Source organism: Paenibacillus sp. FSL R7-0189 (genome assembly GCF_037969925.1).
Taxonomy (GTDB): domain Bacteria; phylum Bacillota; class Bacilli; order Paenibacillales; family Paenibacillaceae; genus Paenibacillus_AQ; species Paenibacillus_AQ odorifer.
Genome location: NZ_CP150223.1, coordinates 1,166,480 through 1,182,568 on the forward strand (window position 1 = coordinate 1,166,480; position 16,089 = coordinate 1,182,568).

15 protein-coding genes are annotated in these 16,089 nt (G+C 44.7%); 3 read left to right on the top strand and 12 right to left on the bottom strand.

The annotated features are described in order from the left end of the window. Positions 1 to 33 precede the first annotated feature (33 nt). The gene (locus tag MKY63_RS05035; RefSeq protein WP_076316919.1) at positions 34 to 1,185 is read right to left on the bottom strand and encodes a winged helix-turn-helix domain-containing protein; all 1,152 of its coding nucleotides are present in this window, start codon (positions 1,183 to 1,185) and stop codon (positions 34 to 36) included. Between the two features lie 147 nt (positions 1,186 to 1,332). Beyond that, positions 1,333 to 2,025 (bottom strand): YjgB family protein, encoded by a 693-nt coding sequence (locus MKY63_RS05040; RefSeq protein WP_081384413.1) that lies wholly within the window; start codon positions 2,023 to 2,025, stop codon positions 1,333 to 1,335. 554 nt (positions 2,026 to 2,579) lie between these two features. On the opposite strand from MKY63_RS05040, the gene MKY63_RS05045 reads away from it, so the two are divergent. Genes MKY63_RS05045 through MKY63_RS05055 form a run of 3 tightly spaced genes read left to right on the top strand, consistent with a single transcriptional unit; the run spans position 2,580 to position 5,723 of the window. Then, complete coding sequence (locus MKY63_RS05045) at positions 2,580 to 3,107, top strand: sigma-70 family RNA polymerase sigma factor (RefSeq protein WP_254857114.1); 528 nt, start codon at positions 2,580 to 2,582, stop codon at positions 3,105 to 3,107. Then, the gene (locus MKY63_RS05050; RefSeq protein WP_076129549.1) at positions 3,104 to 3,442 is read left to right on the top strand and encodes a hypothetical protein; all 339 of its coding nucleotides are present in this window, start codon (positions 3,104 to 3,106) and stop codon (positions 3,440 to 3,442) included. Before MKY63_RS05045 ends, MKY63_RS05050 begins: the two co-directional genes overlap by 4 nt. Beyond that, complete coding sequence (locus MKY63_RS05055; protein WP_339811812.1) at positions 3,432 to 5,723, top strand: carboxypeptidase-like regulatory domain-containing protein; 2,292 nt, start codon at positions 3,432 to 3,434, stop codon at positions 5,721 to 5,723. The genes MKY63_RS05050 and MKY63_RS05055 overlap by 11 nt, the downstream gene beginning before the upstream one ends. A 77-nt stretch (positions 5,724 to 5,800) precedes the next feature. On the opposite strand, the gene MKY63_RS05060 is transcribed toward MKY63_RS05055, so the two are convergent. The 10 genes from MKY63_RS05060 to MKY63_RS05105 all read right to left on the bottom strand — a co-directional run bounded on the left by MKY63_RS05060 (position 5,801) and on the right by MKY63_RS05105 (position 16,086). Beyond that, entirely contained in the window at positions 5,801 to 6,610 is an 810-nt protein-coding gene (locus MKY63_RS05060; protein ID WP_076104684.1) for an SDR family NAD(P)-dependent oxidoreductase, read from the bottom strand. Positions 6,611 to 6,656: 46 nt separating this feature from the next. Further along, positions 6,657 to 7,091 carry a MarR family transcriptional regulator gene (locus MKY63_RS05065; RefSeq protein ID WP_339811814.1) on the bottom strand — a complete coding sequence of 145 codons (435 nt, stop codon included), beginning with the start codon at positions 7,089 to 7,091 and terminating at the stop codon, positions 6,657 to 6,659. Positions 7,092 to 7,208: 117 nt separating this feature from the next. Then, positions 7,209 to 7,748 (bottom strand): RDD family protein, encoded by a 540-nt coding sequence (locus tag MKY63_RS05070; RefSeq protein ID WP_076141946.1) that lies wholly within the window; start codon positions 7,746 to 7,748, stop codon positions 7,209 to 7,211. Positions 7,749 to 7,783: 35 nt separating this feature from the next. Next, a complete protein-coding gene (locus MKY63_RS05075; protein ID WP_076141945.1) occupies positions 7,784 to 8,311 on the bottom strand; it encodes a hypothetical protein in 528 nt (175 codons plus the stop codon). Between the two features lie 4 nt (positions 8,312 to 8,315). After that, on the bottom strand, positions 8,316 to 8,615 hold the full coding sequence (locus tag MKY63_RS05080; RefSeq protein ID WP_143759033.1) for a hypothetical protein: 300 nt from the start codon (positions 8,613 to 8,615) through the stop codon (positions 8,316 to 8,318). A 146-nt stretch (positions 8,616 to 8,761) separates the two neighbouring features. Continuing rightward, entirely contained in the window at positions 8,762 to 10,612 is a 1,851-nt protein-coding gene (locus tag MKY63_RS05085; RefSeq protein ID WP_339811815.1) for an ABC-F family ATP-binding cassette domain-containing protein, read from the bottom strand. 379 nt (positions 10,613 to 10,991) lie between these two features. Beyond that, positions 10,992 to 11,903 (bottom strand): L,D-transpeptidase family protein, encoded by a 912-nt coding sequence (locus tag MKY63_RS05090; RefSeq protein WP_052096810.1) that lies wholly within the window; start codon positions 11,901 to 11,903, stop codon positions 10,992 to 10,994. A gap of 1,354 nt (positions 11,904 to 13,257) precedes the next feature. Beyond that, entirely contained in the window at positions 13,258 to 14,226 is a 969-nt protein-coding gene (locus tag MKY63_RS05095; protein WP_036680409.1) for a sugar phosphate isomerase/epimerase, read from the bottom strand. Further along, the gene (locus tag MKY63_RS05100) at positions 14,227 to 14,958 is read right to left on the bottom strand and encodes a ThuA domain-containing protein (protein WP_038569006.1); all 732 of its coding nucleotides are present in this window, start codon (positions 14,956 to 14,958) and stop codon (positions 14,227 to 14,229) included. A 51-nt stretch (positions 14,959 to 15,009) separates the two neighbouring features. Continuing rightward, a complete protein-coding gene (locus tag MKY63_RS05105) occupies positions 15,010 to 16,086 on the bottom strand; it encodes a Gfo/Idh/MocA family oxidoreductase (protein WP_038569004.1) in 1,077 nt (358 codons plus the stop codon). Positions 16,087 to 16,089 lie beyond the last annotated feature (3 nt).

Consider the following 16,089-nt stretch of genomic DNA (forward strand, 5'->3'; position numbering starts at 1 on the left):
ACCTTAATGTAATGGAGAATTGTCAGAGAATTATCAGGGGGCAGTCACAAGGTTCGTAAGCACGGTATCCAAGGATTGTTCTAACCGATGGAACCCCCGCTCTTCCTTCTCTCGTTCAAATAAATTCACATATTTGCGATACAAAGCTGGCTTGGGTGGAAACTCGTTACAAAAATGAACTATTCGATACAATGCATATATCCGCATCGGCACGAACCCTGACATCTCAAGCACCTGAAGTGCCTCATCCAACAGTTGCTCGGCTTCACGCCAAGACTTACGCCGTAGAAACCACAAGCCCCTTGTAACTTTATAACTACCGATCTCACGCAAATAAGGTTTCTCCAGCAAAAGTGCTTCAATGTCTGTTGCCATCCGTTCTATTACGTGATCTTCTGTTCCCATCCACAAGTGTGTAAGCATTTCTGAGGTCGCCGTTATAGGAATGAAACTCTCATACCCCGGCTCTTTAATCACTTCATATGTTAGCTTTAGTCGTTCCAGTGCTTTTTCCGGTTCCCCTGCCAGCGTGTACAAATCCAGAATATTTAGAATCTCCACTTCTCGATGCTGAGGCGGCAAAAGAATCTTTTTCTCAAGGACTAACTCGCAGAACTCTAGTTTTTTCTTAGGATCACCCAATAGAACATAACAGATTAATAAGGAATAAAACCGTTCCTCTATCCCCACCTCGGTTGTGTTCAGCAGCCAATCCAAATCTCCCTGTACAAAATGAATATAGATCGAATAAAACGGATCCATCGCATACCCCAAAACATCCTGTTGGCGTGCGAGGATTAACATCGAGCGACCTTGGCCATATAGGTGATATTTCTTGAATACTTCCCGCATCGTCTTTTGCATCTCTAAGTCATATGTAGTCGGATTGGCCATAGCAGCTGAGGGCTCCTGCATAGTCAGACTATAACCAAATCCCCGAACAGTCTTAATATCTAAGTCTTGAAGCTTGCCTAGCTTTTTACGAAGCCGATAAATATGATCATCTACCGTTCGCTCTACCGGATATTCAAGCGGCCATACTTTATCCAATAGTTGTTCTCGACTGAATGTACGCCCTCTATTTTTGTACAAGAACTGAAAAAGCGTAAATTCTTTTGGGAATAATTCTATCGTTATCCCTTCTGCGGTCACTTTATATTCACTTTCATTTAATTCCAGCTGCATGATAGAACCTCACTTTCCCCGAACCCGCTCATTGGTTACATTATAACAGTCCGTCCAAGGCCTACTCCACCTCAAAAAAGAATATACAAAAAGAGCAACCCCAGATTCCTCTGCATGATTGCTCTCTCCTCTTCTAACCCATGCCACTTACCCAGCCATATTGTTAAAAGAATCCTGTTCACTAAATACGGATATATGATCTACTGTACCGGTCGAGCTTGGAATAATAAATTTCAGCTGGTATTGGTCATTGGCTTGATAGGTGTAAATCTTATCCTCTCCGTTCACTTTGGTATCGTCTGGCTTGCCGAGTGTTGCCTCAATTTGCTTCAGCGTCAGCTTTTGCAGCGCGGAATCACTTGAACGAACATCGAAGATTAAACTTCCTTTATTAAATCCAAACACGACATGTTTGTCAGTATAGGTTGCATAAATACCTTTTCCCGCTGACTCTTGTTGATCAGGTTTGCCCCAATCCGCTTCGACCTCATCAATAAGTCCGGTATGAGCGGCATATTTCACACCGGGTACCTTCCCCTTTTTGGCAAGCTCGAATAACTCTTTAAGCTGTTTGTCGCTATTTTGTGAATTTGAGCTGGTTGAATCTTTATCAGTCTCCGTAGGGGAGGAAGTCGCTGCTGGTGCAGTTTCTGGTGCAGTTGCTGCTGGGGTGCTTGCTGGGCTCACTTCCGGCTCAGAGGTTGCTGTTACAGCCGTTTCTGTTGGCGCCGTTGCCTGGGATTCTGAATTCCCCGCCTCATTGTTCGAACTGCATCCAGCAAGCCCAATCATTCCTGTGAGCAGGATTGAGCAAGCAATTAATTTTATCTGTACTGACATGATGTCATCTCCTTAGTAGATTACCTTAAAGTCGTCTTGCAAAAAAATGAAACTGAACATACAGACGAGGTGAAAATCAAATAGTTGCAGGATAGCGGCAATTTTTCTGGCTAACCCTCTTTTACCCATATCTACAAATATAAATTCATACACACTCTATTTTTCTACATAAAACCCTTTTTTCCGACACCTAACTCAAGTAAGTTTCTCTTTTAAAATCTCCACATAACTCCATTTAACTATAAACTCGTGAACTCATAAGCTCATAAACTAATGAACCATATGACCTTAGACGTCATTCCCTGCCTCGAAGGTTTCATTGCAGAACGTACAATAGAAAGGAGCTAATCCTGCTTAAAAAGCAATCCATTGCATTCTGTGCAATAGATTCCAACAGTAAACCCATATCCGGCGTTCCTGCGTCCTTCTGAGTACACGAACTGTAATCGCGACATTTGTTGAAGAATTTCCCATCCAAACGCAACCTTAATCCTCCAAGCCGCATCTTATTAGTAAAGGGAGGGGAGCTGCATCTGAATATTATAGAGAGAATTGTGGCAAAAGATGAGTCAGCTCTCCGCCTGTTAATGGACGAATATGGAGATATGCTGCTGCGAACCGCTTCTTTACTGCTTAAAGATAGACAAAGTGCCGAAGAAGCGGTACAAGATACTTTTATTCAAGCTTATACCAAAATGAGTCAGTTACAGGAGCCGGATCGGCTGAAGGCATGGCTGATACGGATAGTGGTCAATCGCTGCCGCATGAGGCAACGGACTTGGAGCTGGCGTAATATTTTCCCGGCGGGAGGGTCAGAGCTGCAAACCAACGGGGATGCTGACTTCACAGCCGGAGCAGAAGAGCTTTTTATGGTGGAATGGCATAATGTCAGGCTCACCGAGTCCCTGAAAAATCTCGATTATCTATACCGGGAATGTCTGACTTTATATTACTTTCATGAGATGAGCATCCGGGAAATTTCCGAGCAATTAAATACATCTGAAAATACGATCAAATCCAGACTCGCCAGAGGCCGGACGCTCTTAAAAAAGATTTTGGTGAAGGAGGGACATTTCTTATGAATACAGAACGCGATGTGGTCAAAAAGCAGCTGGATGAAGAATTAAAGAACCTCCAGTTCACTGGACACGACCGGGTCATTAAGCAGACTCACCCTCCAACCTTTGGAGCTCGTTTATTGGCGCTGTGGAATAAGGAAATTGAGATCCCTGTCAAACCTATAGGTGCGATCGGTGCCATTATTCTAATCGTTTCGCTGACCCTGCATCAGCCAGAGATTAAACAACAGCCACAACAAAACACCCCGCAGCGTGCGAACCGAGAACTAATCGAAGCTGGAGGAAATACGTATTGGAAGGATATCTACGAGCAGGCGGTGAAAAAACATGAGAATTAAGATAAAAATCAAACATCTGGTGTTATTCGTGTTACTCCCTGCCTCCCTGCTTATTCTTCTGTTTAACTTCTTACCTTCACAGGCGCAGATAGATCAGAGCACAGCTATTCAATCTAACATAGCTAGGACTGATCTTCTGCAAAAGCTGGCTTCCACAACCGGGAGTAAACGTATCGAGCTAATCCGTACAAACATCCTTGATAAGGATCACAGCTATGATCCCTACAGATATGACGTTAATGTTAGCCCTTCGATGAGCCAGTGGAGTAATGATGAAACCCAGCGTTCCGGTCTGTTACCGGAGGACATAGTACCTTTACTTGAGGAATATATCCTTGAGGGGCCTTCGGATAATACACGTATATTTGCGGCTAAGCAGTTAGCTTATGAATATGATGCTCTTGGCCGAAAGGAAGATGGAGATCAAGCGCTAATCACCGCAGCGAAACAGTTAAACAGCAGCTCCTCTGTAGCTAAACAGCTGGAGCTCCTTCGAGCGGAGCGAGCCCTAAATAGTGGCGATATAACAACCGCTGAAACAATTCTTGAACAAACCCCCTTTCCATCCGAGTCTCAGGAAGAGCTAAACGCACAAAAGGCATGGCTTACCGGGCGTTTACTCTTTACAAAAGGCGAAGCGCAGGAAGCACTTGCCGTAGTAAACGATGGCTTGGAGAGCTACAAAAAATTCTGGCAGGATATTCATAAACAAATGAACGCTGCCACCAGCAGTTCGAACGAAGGCTCCAGAGACAATACAGGATCAGCAGCAGCACCAGAAGCTGGGACTTCGGATACTGAAAGACAGCTGGAATCGCTTCGAACCGCAATTCAGTCTGCTATAGATATGGGAAATACTTCAACTGCTGTCGTCTCCGGTACCCTTACAAGAAGCGATGGCACCCCAGTTCCGCGGGCTGGTATTTTTCTCCGCGCTGAAAGCGAAGTTAACCATAGCATCACTTCTGCTGAACCCTACCGAATCGTCACAGATACTGAAGGACGTTTCGAATTTCACGGTGTGATTCCGGGCTTTTATCAGTTACAGCTTGGACTTGGCTATGATCAGATCGACGGCTGGACTTGGCCTGTACAATATGACGATTGGATTGAAGTTAAACCAGATGACAGGTTGAATGAGAGCATAGTTCTACAACCTCTGCTTGAGCTGCAGTCTCCCATTAATCAGGAAACCCTAACAGGCAAGACCATAGATTTCCGCTGGAAAGCTGTTGAAGGAGCAGCTTACTATCGTTTAAGCGGTGGCGGGGAGGGGGCCGTGTTGGGCGTACAAATTCGGGATCGTATTGTAGATAACCATATCTCCATTCCTGTAGAAGAACTTTACGATGGCGGCGGTTTTTCCTATGGCAGCAGTGGAGATGGCTGGGAATCTATTGATCCCCTCTCCCTTCTCGGATTTATGAATCCCGAAGTGCGCTTTTCTTGGAATATTGAAGCCTTAGATGCAGATGGACGCCTGATTACCCGCAGTAATGGCTACAGATTGAACGAAGACACCGTCGGCAATCTGCCGTTCTTTTATCTCAAGGAAAGAGAGCTTACTACGGCTGACCAACTACTACTGGATAAAAAAACGGATCAGGCACTAGAAATGTACCAAAAAAATATTGCCGATGACCCACAGGATGTTCATGCCATGCACATGCTAGTAAAGTTGATGCTGGCAAAATCATCCCTCACAAAGGATACAACATTAGAAGATAAGGCGATTCCCTTACTCGAAAAGCTAATACAACTACAGCCTTCTACTAATTACGCCTTCACATTATCGCAGTACTATTTTGACCATGCGGACTGGAAGTCGTATAACGAATATTATTCCTACTACAACGAACTAAACGGACCCAATACTAACGGTTATGTACTTTCTATTAACGCCACAGCCCTCATGCAACAAGGGAAGCTTGAAGAAGCTCGTAAACAATTCGCGATCGCCCTAAAGTATGATGATAGCCATCGTTTTATTGGCAGCTTTTTGGCGGCAGAATTATACGCTGGTGAATCACTCTCTTCGGTAATGACACTTGCTGAGCGTTATCCTGAACTCAGCTTTGGTCATAGTGGGTATCGCTGGCCACAAATGATTAAACAACTGTTAGCGGAACGAAAAAATCAACCTAAAGTCTTTGACCAAGAGTTAAAAGAGAAGCTTGGATGGTATGTGAATGGTCAAACTGATGAGTTAAAGCAATGGATCGCAAATGCCAAACCCTCCGCTTTGAAGACCTTTATGCAGGCAGTTTTAGAGGTAAGCTAATTCATTAAAATAAACAAAAATCCGGTCCCGCTCGACAAATTCGAGCATGGACCGGATTTTTAATTACACATAATCTTTTATTTAGATTTAGCTTCCATCATGTAATTCTGGAAATCCGTGATACTTGGGTTAGACATATAGTGGCCACCCTCTACTTCAATCGTTTGGCCTGTGATGAATTTGGATTCATCCGATGCCAGGAACAAAACCGTATTGCCGATATCATCAGCTTCACCGTGATAAGGAAGCGCGTTGAATTTTTGGAAAATATCCAATACCGCTGGCGGCATATTTCTTGCAGCGGCAGGTGTTAGGATCAGCCCTGGTGCCACCCCGTTACAACGGATTTTGTCTTTACCATATTGTGTAGCGATGTAACGAGTAAGGTTCACAACAGCTGCCTTAGAGGAGCCATAAGCAGTACGCAATGAATCCCCTGCGAATGCTGACATCGAAGCTGTGTTAATGATCGAGCCTCCGCCTGCTTTAATCATATGAGGAATAGCAAACCGGCTGCCTAACAGAACACTTTTGGTATTTACGTTCATCAGGCGATCCCACTCTTCCAAATCTATATTGACTACATCAAGGTCTTTTTGCAGATTAGTTAGACCTACATTATTGAACAATACTGTGATGGTGCCATACTGAGCAACTGTGAAGTCAACAGCTTCCTTGATCGAATCCGCTTGGGAGGCATCTAAGAAAAGACCTTCAGCTTCTCCGCCTTCATTTTTAATCTTAGATGCTGCTTCTTTGGCTGCTTCCACATTAAAATCGGCAATAACAACCTTTGCTCCTTCTCTAGCTAATAGAGTGGCAGCTGATAAGCCAATACCTGAAGCGCCTCCAGTTACTAATGCAACTTTACCTTGAACTCTTCCCATGTTCATACCCCTTTATAATGTTATTGTGCTTCTAAGATGACTTGGTTTATGTTTCAGAGCTATCAAAGCTCGTTAACAACTTCTCATAGATTTTCAAGAATTGCTGCAGTTCCTCCTCATTGAGCTTTTGGAACATTTCAGCTCTTAGCTCCTGTCCCTTAAGCTGTGCTTCTTTCAGAACGTCTTTTCCTTTGTCCGTGATAGATAGAAGTACATTCCGTCGATCATCTTCGTTATATTTTCGCTCGGCCATCCCCTGCTTAATCAGGCGATTAGCAATGTTAGTCATTGCTCCCGGCGTATATCCTAGTCTCTTAGCCAAAATAGTCTGCTTCAAGGGGCCTTTTTTATTCAATTCGCCCAAGACTAGAACTGGAGATATCCCAATATTGTGATCAAATGCGTTCATCCATCGGACAATAACTTCATTCGTAAATAATTCAACTACATGTATTAGCTTAAAAATATCTGGATTTTCCAAGAGGTTCTCCTTTGGCATTCATGATGATCGGCTGCTTATAGAAGTATTTTAACACTAAAATATTTAATAGTAAAATACCTAATATTTAAAAAAAGAATGCTTGGTGAAAAGCATTCTTCAAATTGCGGATTTATCAACAACATAAGTGCCAGCCAGCAAATCGTGAATCGCACGTTTACGGGGATGGAATCCAACCAACAAGTAATCCACCAGCATGATTGGACCCAGGATTTGAGTGAGGTCAAAAGCCAAATCCGACCATAAGGATAATTTGGCGGAAATAACGGTAAAGTCATAGCTGCTGACCGCAATTACCATTGAAAGAATCATACTAATCATTCGGAAAACATTTCGAATCAGAGCTTCCTTCACTGTAGGGTAATTCCCTTGCTCATTGACAATTTTTAATTTTAAAATCAGCTTCCCTGGAGTTCCGCCAAATCTAACGATCATAAAGATATCAAATGCGATAAACAAAATGTACTCCAGGATAATAGGTATCTCCGAGTGTAATGAAACAGCTAATGAATTGAGTATCCAGTATACGATAACTCCAGGTATTCCAATGACCAAGAAATCAAGAATGGAAGCCAGCACTCTTTTCCAAAACCCTATGAAATTCTCCTGATCCAAATGCTCGGGTAGAATGTTATCCATGCAAGCACTCCTCTCTCTATCGTTTACTTTGTCGCTCAATCCCTATTTAACAATCCCTTCCTCAGATGCTCTTGGATAATGGGCTCCAGCTCTTTGTTATTTTTAACAATTACCCGTTTATCAGACAGAGTATCCGTTAACTCTATAATCCTATGTGCGGCCTCCTGATCATATCCACGGTTCCATTCAAAAATCATCACATACAGATTCTTAAATGACTGCTTGTAATTCGCTTGCTCTAAACCCAGTCTTGTTTTTATAAACCTTGTAAACACTCTCAAATCCCTGATCACTTTATTAGGGTTCAAAATAACGATTAAGTCAGCAGCTTTAAAACTCTCTTGTCCCCATTTGTAATGTGCACCTTCCAGAATCCATGAGGGTTTATCAAGGATTTCTTCCAACTGAGCATCCCTTGCTTCAACTGAAAAACGCAAATTCTCGGCACTTCTGTCCCATACCAAGTTGTCTGTCTCGTAATACTCTACATCATATTTTCTAGATAACTCCCGGGCGATATAGGATTTGCCGCTGCCGCAAGCTCCAATGATTCTAATCTTCATAAGATCAGCCCAGCCCTAGCGGCAGGATTATTAGTCCTATGGAAATTACGGTGATTACTCTTGTGGTGAGGAGCGTTAGCTTTTGGTTCTTCTCTGATTTATACCAGCCTTTAAACTGAAAATGATTCCGGTACAGCATAAAAAATAACAATAAATTCCCGAATCCCATACTCCAGTTATACACGGGCTGACCAAATATCAATTGATAGATCAATCTTTCTGCCCAACCCAAAACTAATAAAGTCAGCACAAGCAATATACATAATCGAAGTAATTCCAATATAAAAGAGCCCAATTTCAGCAATTCTGCAACCATCCTCTCAAGGTTTCTTTATCGCCAAAAAATCCACATTCCTCCAAATTATACACCTTACACCTTACGTCTCCTATCTAAAAACACAACCTGTTCAAGATAAATTCATCCTGAGCAAGGTTGTGTTTTTTATCAGCTTAGGAGGATGCGGGTTTCCCCTCGCCCCTTAGTTCCTGTATTTGTCGCTGCAAATTAACGATTTCCGCCACTAGCGCTGCATTTTGCGCCTCAGAATCCACACTGCTACTCTGAATCAACTGATTCAGACGCAGCTGCAGAAGGGCAAGGTCATCCTCCCGAGCCTGTTCTATACCAGTAAGCAGACGGGTTCTGTCTTTTGCAAAATATTCAGCATACGTTCCTTGAAAAAACTTTGGTACCTGAGACGGCTCTAATATCACCAAGCGATTAGCCACTTTAGAGTGAAGATAACGGTCATGCGAGACCATCACTAGTCCACCGGGATACACCATCAGTGCCTCTTCTACACGTTCCCTAGTGTCAATGTCCAGATAATTAGAGGGTTCATCTAAGACCAATAAATTCGCTTTTCCAAAATACAACTTGAGGAAAGCCACACGGCATTTCTCCCCCAGACTCAAATCCCCAATCCGTTTAAATACATCGTCCCGCGTAAATAAAAAGCAACCCAAAATTGTCCGCGCCTCCGTCTGGGTCATTCCCGGCAGTTCAAGCAAGCTATCCAGAATCGTAGAGTTCATCTCTAAGTTATCTAGCTCTTGTGCAAAATAACCGATTGTCGTCCGTGGATGCAGCCGTACTTCACCTTTTGTAGGCTTATTGATCCCTGCAATTAATTTCAACAGCGTAGACTTTCCAACACCATTAGGACCCAGAATAGACAATCGGTCTCCCCGGTTTAGCGACAAGTTGAAATCCCATAGAAAAGGCGCACTCCCCTCATACGCAAACTCTATCTCACGGAGTGTCAGTAAAGAATCTGCCAGAAACTCTTCGCTTTCCAGCTTCATCTTCAGCTTGCCAGTCTCGCGGGGCAATTCTACACGGTTCTTATTTAACCGTTCCAGCGCAGCTTCCTTGGCATGGAAACGAGACACATTCTTCTTGGATTTCGAACGCAGGAAATCGTTTTGTCCGGCAGCACGATGCGCTTGCTGGAACCATTCTGCATACCGCCTAATGCTCTCCAGCAGCTTCTCCTTTTCCTGCTCCTGCTTTTTATATTGTCCCTCCAATGTTCTCAGCTCTATAGTCTTCTGCTCCCGGTACTGTGTATATCCACCCGAATAACGCCGGCATCCCTCCGGACTAAGCTCAAGCACAGACGTCGCAGTTCGATCAATAAATGTTCGATCATGTGATACATAAAACACGGTTCCAGGGTAGTTGCACACCCAATGCTCCAACCACTCCATCGTTTCTCCATCTATGTGATTGGTCGGTTCATCCAGAATCAATAGCTTGGGCTGCCGGGCTAATAATGCTGCTAATTGCACCCGTGTCTTTTGCCCTCCACTAAGTGAGGCGTATGGCAATTCCCAGACTGCATGTTCAAGCTTGAGCTGCTTTAGACTTTTTTCCGCTTTGACCTCCCAGCCATATCCATCAAGCTGCAAGTAACGATCGTACACCTCTGCATATTCAGCCAACTCAGCTTCGTTATCAGCTTTCTGCTCCTGCAATCTCTGACTGAGGGCTTCCAGCTGGCGTTTTAATTCAGGCAGCTGCGCTGACCCTGAAAGAACGTAGTCCAATGCGGTTACTTCCCCTGGTACCTCAAGCTGTTGATCGAGCACACCCCATTCTTCAGATGACAGGCCATGATAGATACTTCCCTCTTCAAAAGTAAGCCGACCGATCAGCCCCTTAAGCAGTGTGGTTTTGCCAATCCCATTTCGTCCAAATAAAAGCACGCGCTCTCCTTCTGCTATCTCAAAGGATACCTCCTTAAATAAAGGGATCCCGTTCCATTCCTTACGTAAATTCTTCGCTTTAATTACAGTCATCTTTCATTCCTCCGATTTCATTGCAAATAAAAAACCGCAGCCAGCGGTCTGCGGTCGAGTAGCGTATGAAGGGGGAATGTGCCCAGACATGGATAGACTACGGCCGTGATCACCTGCTGGATGCAGAGTAAACCAACACAATAGATAGAACTATCCATATAAAAGCATCGTAAGGCCCCCGACCGACACACGTATCCCTGACCGTTATCACCCTGCGCGGGTGCTCCGTGACTTGTGCATATGCACTTCACAAACTTTATGGTCTGTTTCAGGAAACGTGTTAGTTATTCATCAGTCGGTGGCCCTCCGTAATTGTCCGTATTTTTAGAATAAGTACAGTATATAACAATTTAAATCAGAAATAAAAGGTCAAGAACAATTATAACTTAATCTTTACCACCTGAGTCTGCGCATTCCACTGCACCTGAACAGCAAATAAATCAGGCAAGATACTCAGCGGAATTAGTAATCGGTTATTTTCATTGCGTGACGGTAAAATCGTAATGGATTTTCCATTCACAATAGCCTTATTGGATAATGGCTTATGTGTCACCGTACGATTGCCGATCGTAATTAGCAGTGCACCTGTCCCCGCTTCACTCTGCAAAGTTCCACCCAGTAAGGCCACGGATTCTCTCAGCGGAACAAACACACGGGAATTTTCCAATATAAAAGGATCCTTCAGCTTTGTTGTCGTCCCATTGATCTCAAAAGTCCCCGCAAACTTATTGCTTCCTACAGAGTACCCGTTTTTAGTTGCAATATTCTCCATAGCCAGTGTGCTCGTTGTAATGATAACTCGAGTATTCTTGGCTACTTTTGGATACAGCCAATGAATATCATCATTATGCATTCGAATACAACCAGCGCTAACATACTTCCCTATCGATGACTCATTATTATTGCCGTGAATCGCATACGTCGTGCCATAGGTCCCGTTCACTTCCAGCCCCAGCCAGCGGTCACCAAGCGGATTGGCCGGATCCCCACCGGGAATTTTCTCTTTGTAGTAGGGTCTGTTTTTTACTTTAACCACCATTTTGAAGCTACCTTCTGGCGTCAGTTCCTTCGACTTCCCTGTGGCAACCGGAAAAGTCTTCACCAGCTTGCCGTCACTGAAATACGCGAGTTTGTTTGTTTTTTTGTTCACGATGATCAGATCTGAGCCAGCAGCTTCCACCCTTCCAACTCCTGTAAAGCAAGCAGCGAACAAAAGCCCAAATACAAGCATCAGTTTAATGTTCCGCTGTAAAAAAGTTTGAAACCGGCCTCCCGAAAAGCATAAATTCATCTTGCTCCACCTCCGTTATATAAAGACGAAATCATTTCAAATATGTTGCGTACCAGCCTGTACCTATTCTTTTCAACTCGTCCCCTCCCGCTTGACGCAGAGATTGCAATACTGTAACCAGTGAATGCACGACAAAAAGCCGACCTTTGGATACGCAAAGATCAGCTAACGCATAAACACATAAGTTGCGGACCCTAGAGCCCCTATTTGCAACTTTTTCGCTGTTTTGGGATGCTATCGGACTCCAGAGACCCTATTTGCATCTATTTCGCTGTTTTGAGATCCTATCGGACTCCAGCGCAGTTATTTGCTCAAATACCCTCGAATTCCTTGCTCTTCACGACCAATAGTGTCTCTCGGGTCCGAAACTCGCTCAAAAAGACCTAAAACACGCGAATAGCTGCATCTGAGTCCTTTAGCACAGTTCTACCTTGTTCTTTCCTATGTCTCTATCATTTCTGCCCTATGTCTCATACATTACTGCCCTACGTCTCATACATTACTGCCCTACATCTCATACACTTCTGCCCTATGTCTCATACATTTCCGCCCTACGTCTCATACATTACTGCGTCCGCTCATTTGCCCGTTACCGTTAGCACAGTTACCTACCACATCTGCACCAAAACTCCACCATTTTTCCACCACTTCTCCACCACATCTCTACCACATCTCCACCACATCTCCACCACGCTCCGCTCCAGTCCCAGACTAACTGCGCTGCACATTTACCCGTATCCCATTCTACCGAAGCTCAACGCACCAGCCCCCAAACTAACTACGGTTTTACCATCGAAGATCAGCTAGCGCATAAGCACATTAGTTGCGGACTCCAGAGACCCTATTTGCAACAAATCCGCTGTTTTGAGATGCTATCGGACTCCAGCGCAGTTATTTGCTCAAATCACCTCGAATTACTTGCTTTTCAGGACCAATAAGGTCTCTCGGGTCCAAAACTCGCTCAAAAAGACCTAAAACACGCGAATAGCTGCATTTGAGTCCGTTAGCAAACTAGTTCATTTTTGATTGGTAGTTAGTTAGTTAGTTAGTTAGTTAGTTCGTTCGTTTTTAGTTCGTTTTTAGTTCGTTTTTAGTTCGTTTTTAGTTCGTTTTTAGTTGGTTTTTCGTTCGTTTCTTGTTTCATTTCTGGTTTAGTTACTAGTTCGTTCCCAGTACATTTCTGGTTAGTTTCTAGTTCGTTTCTTATTAGCTCCTACTCGTCTCTACCTCCTCCCTATCTCTTTGCCAGCTCATTTCTACTCCCTTCCGTTCTGCCGTTCTCCCCTCCACCCCCACTACACACAGAAAAAGCCATGATTCTCTTAATAGAGAATCATGGCTTTCTAAATTGACCTTACACCCACCACATACCCTGAGGTTGGTCATGAATAAGAATGGATTGCAAATTGGTTACTGCACGTTGGAAGCCTTCGTCAACCGTCATAAGAGGGTCTTCATGCTCGATGCTCACCACGTAATCATAACCGTAAGTGCGCAGCGCGCTCATGATATCTGACCACTCAGATATGCTGTGCCCGCAACCAACGGAGCGGAAGGTCCATGCGCGGGTCTGCACATCGCCATAAGGTTGCATATCGGTCAAACCATACATATTGATGTTGTCCTGATCCAAGTAAGTATCCTTGGCATGGAAATGGTGAATCGCGCCAGCTTTACCGAGAATCTTAATAGCACCTACAGGATCAATACCTTGCCACCACAGATGGCTCGGATCCAGATTGGCTCCAATAGCATCGCAGGTTGCTTCTCTAAGCTTCAAAATCGTATAAGGGGTATGGCACAGGAAGCCGCCATGCAGCTCGATGCCGATCTTAACGCCATGCTCCTCGGCCAGCTTGCCGATTTCCTTCCAGTAAGGGATCAGCTTATGTTCCCACTGCCAGGTTTTGATGTCGCTGTACACGGTAGGCCAAGGCGTGACTGGCCAGTTCGGTGCTTTTGCCTCATCGCTGTCCCCAGCCGTTCCCGAAAAAGTGTTCACGACCTTAACACCCATGAGTGAAGCCAGCTTGATCGATTTACGGAGAATTTCATCCCCAGCGCGGGCTTCTTCTTTATCTGGTGAAATCGGGTTATTATGGCAACTGAAGGCACTGATCATAATGCCACGTTTCGTGAACTTTTCCAAATATTCTTGACGTGCTGACTCGCTGGCAAGCAGCTCATCTGTCGGACAGTGAGCATTACCGGGATTACCGCCCGAGCCGATTTCTACCGCATTCAAACCTGCGGCGGCGATTTTATCTAACATCTCGTCAAGACTCAAGCTTCCAAATACAGGATCAAATACGCCTAATTTCATTTATACGACCACCTTTTCTTTGATAGGCTCTAAGGCTTCAGAATGTCCGTAAACCGGATAGTCACGTTTCGTTGGGGCACACCAGTTCACGCCATTGATGATAACTTTTTGAATATCCTTGTTGTAATAGGTTGGGTAAGATTCATGACCAGGCTGGAAATAAAAGATCTTCCCGCTGCCTCTACGGTAGGTCGATCCGCTTGGGAAGACGTTGCCGCCTTCGAACCAGCCGACAAATACAAGACTCTCTGGTGCTGGCACATCAAAATGCGCACCATACATTTCCTCTTGCTCCAAGTCGATGTATTCACCAATGCCCTCAGCAATCGGGTGACTTGGGTCCATGACCCACAGGCGCTCCTTCTCCTCAGCTTCACGCCATTTCAGATCGCAGCTGGTGCCCATTAATTTCATAAAGATTTTGGACATATGGCCCGAATGAAGCACTACAAGTCCCATACCTTGCAGCACTCGCGCATGTACACGGTTTACAATCTCATCACTTACTTCATGATGGGCGATATGTCCCCACCAGATCAGTACATCCGTGTTATCCAATACCTCTTGCGTCAGTCCGTGCTCTGGTTCATCCAGCGTAGCTGTCTGAGTGTCCAGTCCTGCTTCTTGAAGGAAGCTGGCCAGTTGTCCATGAATACCTTGCGGATAGACCTTAAGAATTCTTTCTTCCTGCCGTTCATGACGGAATTCATTCCATACGGTTACTCTTGTCACTTGGGACACACTCCTAGTTCATATTTATCTATGACCATCGAATTTGCTTAATTATTCAAAAAACACAGGCATTCCAGTTTCAGAGGATTTATAAATAGCCTCCAAGATGCGAGTCACAACCAACGCCTGCTCCGGCTTCACTACAGGTTCGGTGTCATTTACAATGCTGTCAATCCACTGAGCTGCCTCTATCATCGCAGGATCATCTCCCGCACCATCATAAAAGTCGACGCCACCGGCATCCAGACCGATATGCTTTTCAAAGGTTTTACCGTAGGCTTCTCCGTTAATGCGCAGACCGTTCTCCATATCTGCTCCGCCTTCAGTCCCACAAAGTACCGTTTTGGCCTCACCGACATCGAGTGTATTCAGTGCCCAGCTTGCTTCTAAGACGATGGTAGCCCCATTCTCCATAGTGATGAATCCAATGGCGGAATCCTCAACTGTAAACTTCTCAGGATCCCACGGGCCCCAAGCATTTGCAGCATTTTTACGACCGGACAGCTTATGATAAGCGTTGCCCACGACATATTTAGGTTTGTAATTATCCATCATCCACAGGGTCAAATCGAGCGCATGGGTGCCGATATCAATCAACGGACCGCCGCCTTGCGCTTCTTCATCCAAAAACACACCCCAAGTTGGGACAGCGCGACGACGGATAGCCTTAGCTCTGGCGTAATAGATCTCACCAAGCTCATTATTCTCACATACCGCATGCAGATAAGCTGAATCTGGTCTGAAACGGTTCTGATAACCGATGGTCAGCTTTTTCCCAGTTCGCTCTGAGGCCTCGATCATCGCTTGTGCTTCTGCCGTGGTTTTAGCCATCGGCTTCTCACACATTACGTGTTTGCCTGCTTCCATAGCCGCAATGGAAATCTCCGCATGGGAAATGTTCGGCGTACATACATGAATCACATCTATACTTGCATCGTTAAGAAGCTCTTTATAATCTGTGTAAACTACGGACTGCTCATCTCCAAACTCCGCTTTTGCCTTCTCGGCACGTTCAGCGACGATATCACAAAAAGCAACCATTCGCGCACCTTCTACTTTTTTTAACGCGGGCATGTGCTTGCCGTTCGCAATACCTCCGCAGCCGATAATTCCTACTGTTAAAGTCATTCT

Bases quoted from the DNA above. Each gene is read 5' to 3' on its own strand.
- MKY63_RS05035 (WP_076316919.1), bottom strand. From the start codon at position 1,185: ATGCAGCTGGAATTAAATGAAAGTGAATATAAAGTGACCGCAGAAGGG.
- MKY63_RS05040 (WP_081384413.1), bottom strand. From the start codon at position 2,025: ATGTCAGTACAGATAAAATTAATTGCTTGCTCAATCCTGCTCACAGGA.
- MKY63_RS05050 (WP_076129549.1), top strand. From the start codon at position 3,104: ATGAATACAGAACGCGATGTGGTCAAAAAGCAGCTGGATGAAGAATTA.
- MKY63_RS05055 (WP_339811812.1), top strand. From the start codon at position 3,432: ATGAGAATTAAGATAAAAATCAAACATCTGGTGTTATTCGTGTTACTC.
- MKY63_RS05060 (WP_076104684.1), bottom strand. From the start codon at position 6,610: ATGGGAAGAGTTCAAGGTAAAGTTGCATTAGTAACTGGAGGCGCTTCA.
- MKY63_RS05070 (WP_076141946.1), bottom strand. From the start codon at position 7,748: ATGGATAACATTCTACCCGAGCATTTGGATCAGGAGAATTTCATAGGG.
- MKY63_RS05075 (WP_076141945.1), bottom strand. From the start codon at position 8,311: ATGAAGATTAGAATCATTGGAGCTTGCGGCAGCGGCAAATCCTATATC.
- MKY63_RS05085 (WP_339811815.1), bottom strand. From the start codon at position 10,612: ATGACTGTAATTAAAGCGAAGAATTTACGTAAGGAATGGAACGGGATC.
- MKY63_RS05090 (WP_052096810.1), bottom strand. From the start codon at position 11,903: ATGAATTTATGCTTTTCGGGAGGCCGGTTTCAAACTTTTTTACAGCGG.
- MKY63_RS05095 (WP_036680409.1), bottom strand. From the start codon at position 14,226: ATGAAATTAGGCGTATTTGATCCTGTATTTGGAAGCTTGAGTCTTGAC.
- MKY63_RS05105 (WP_038569004.1), bottom strand. From the start codon at position 16,086: ATGACTTTAACAGTAGGAATTATCGGCTGCGGAGGTATTGCGAACGGC.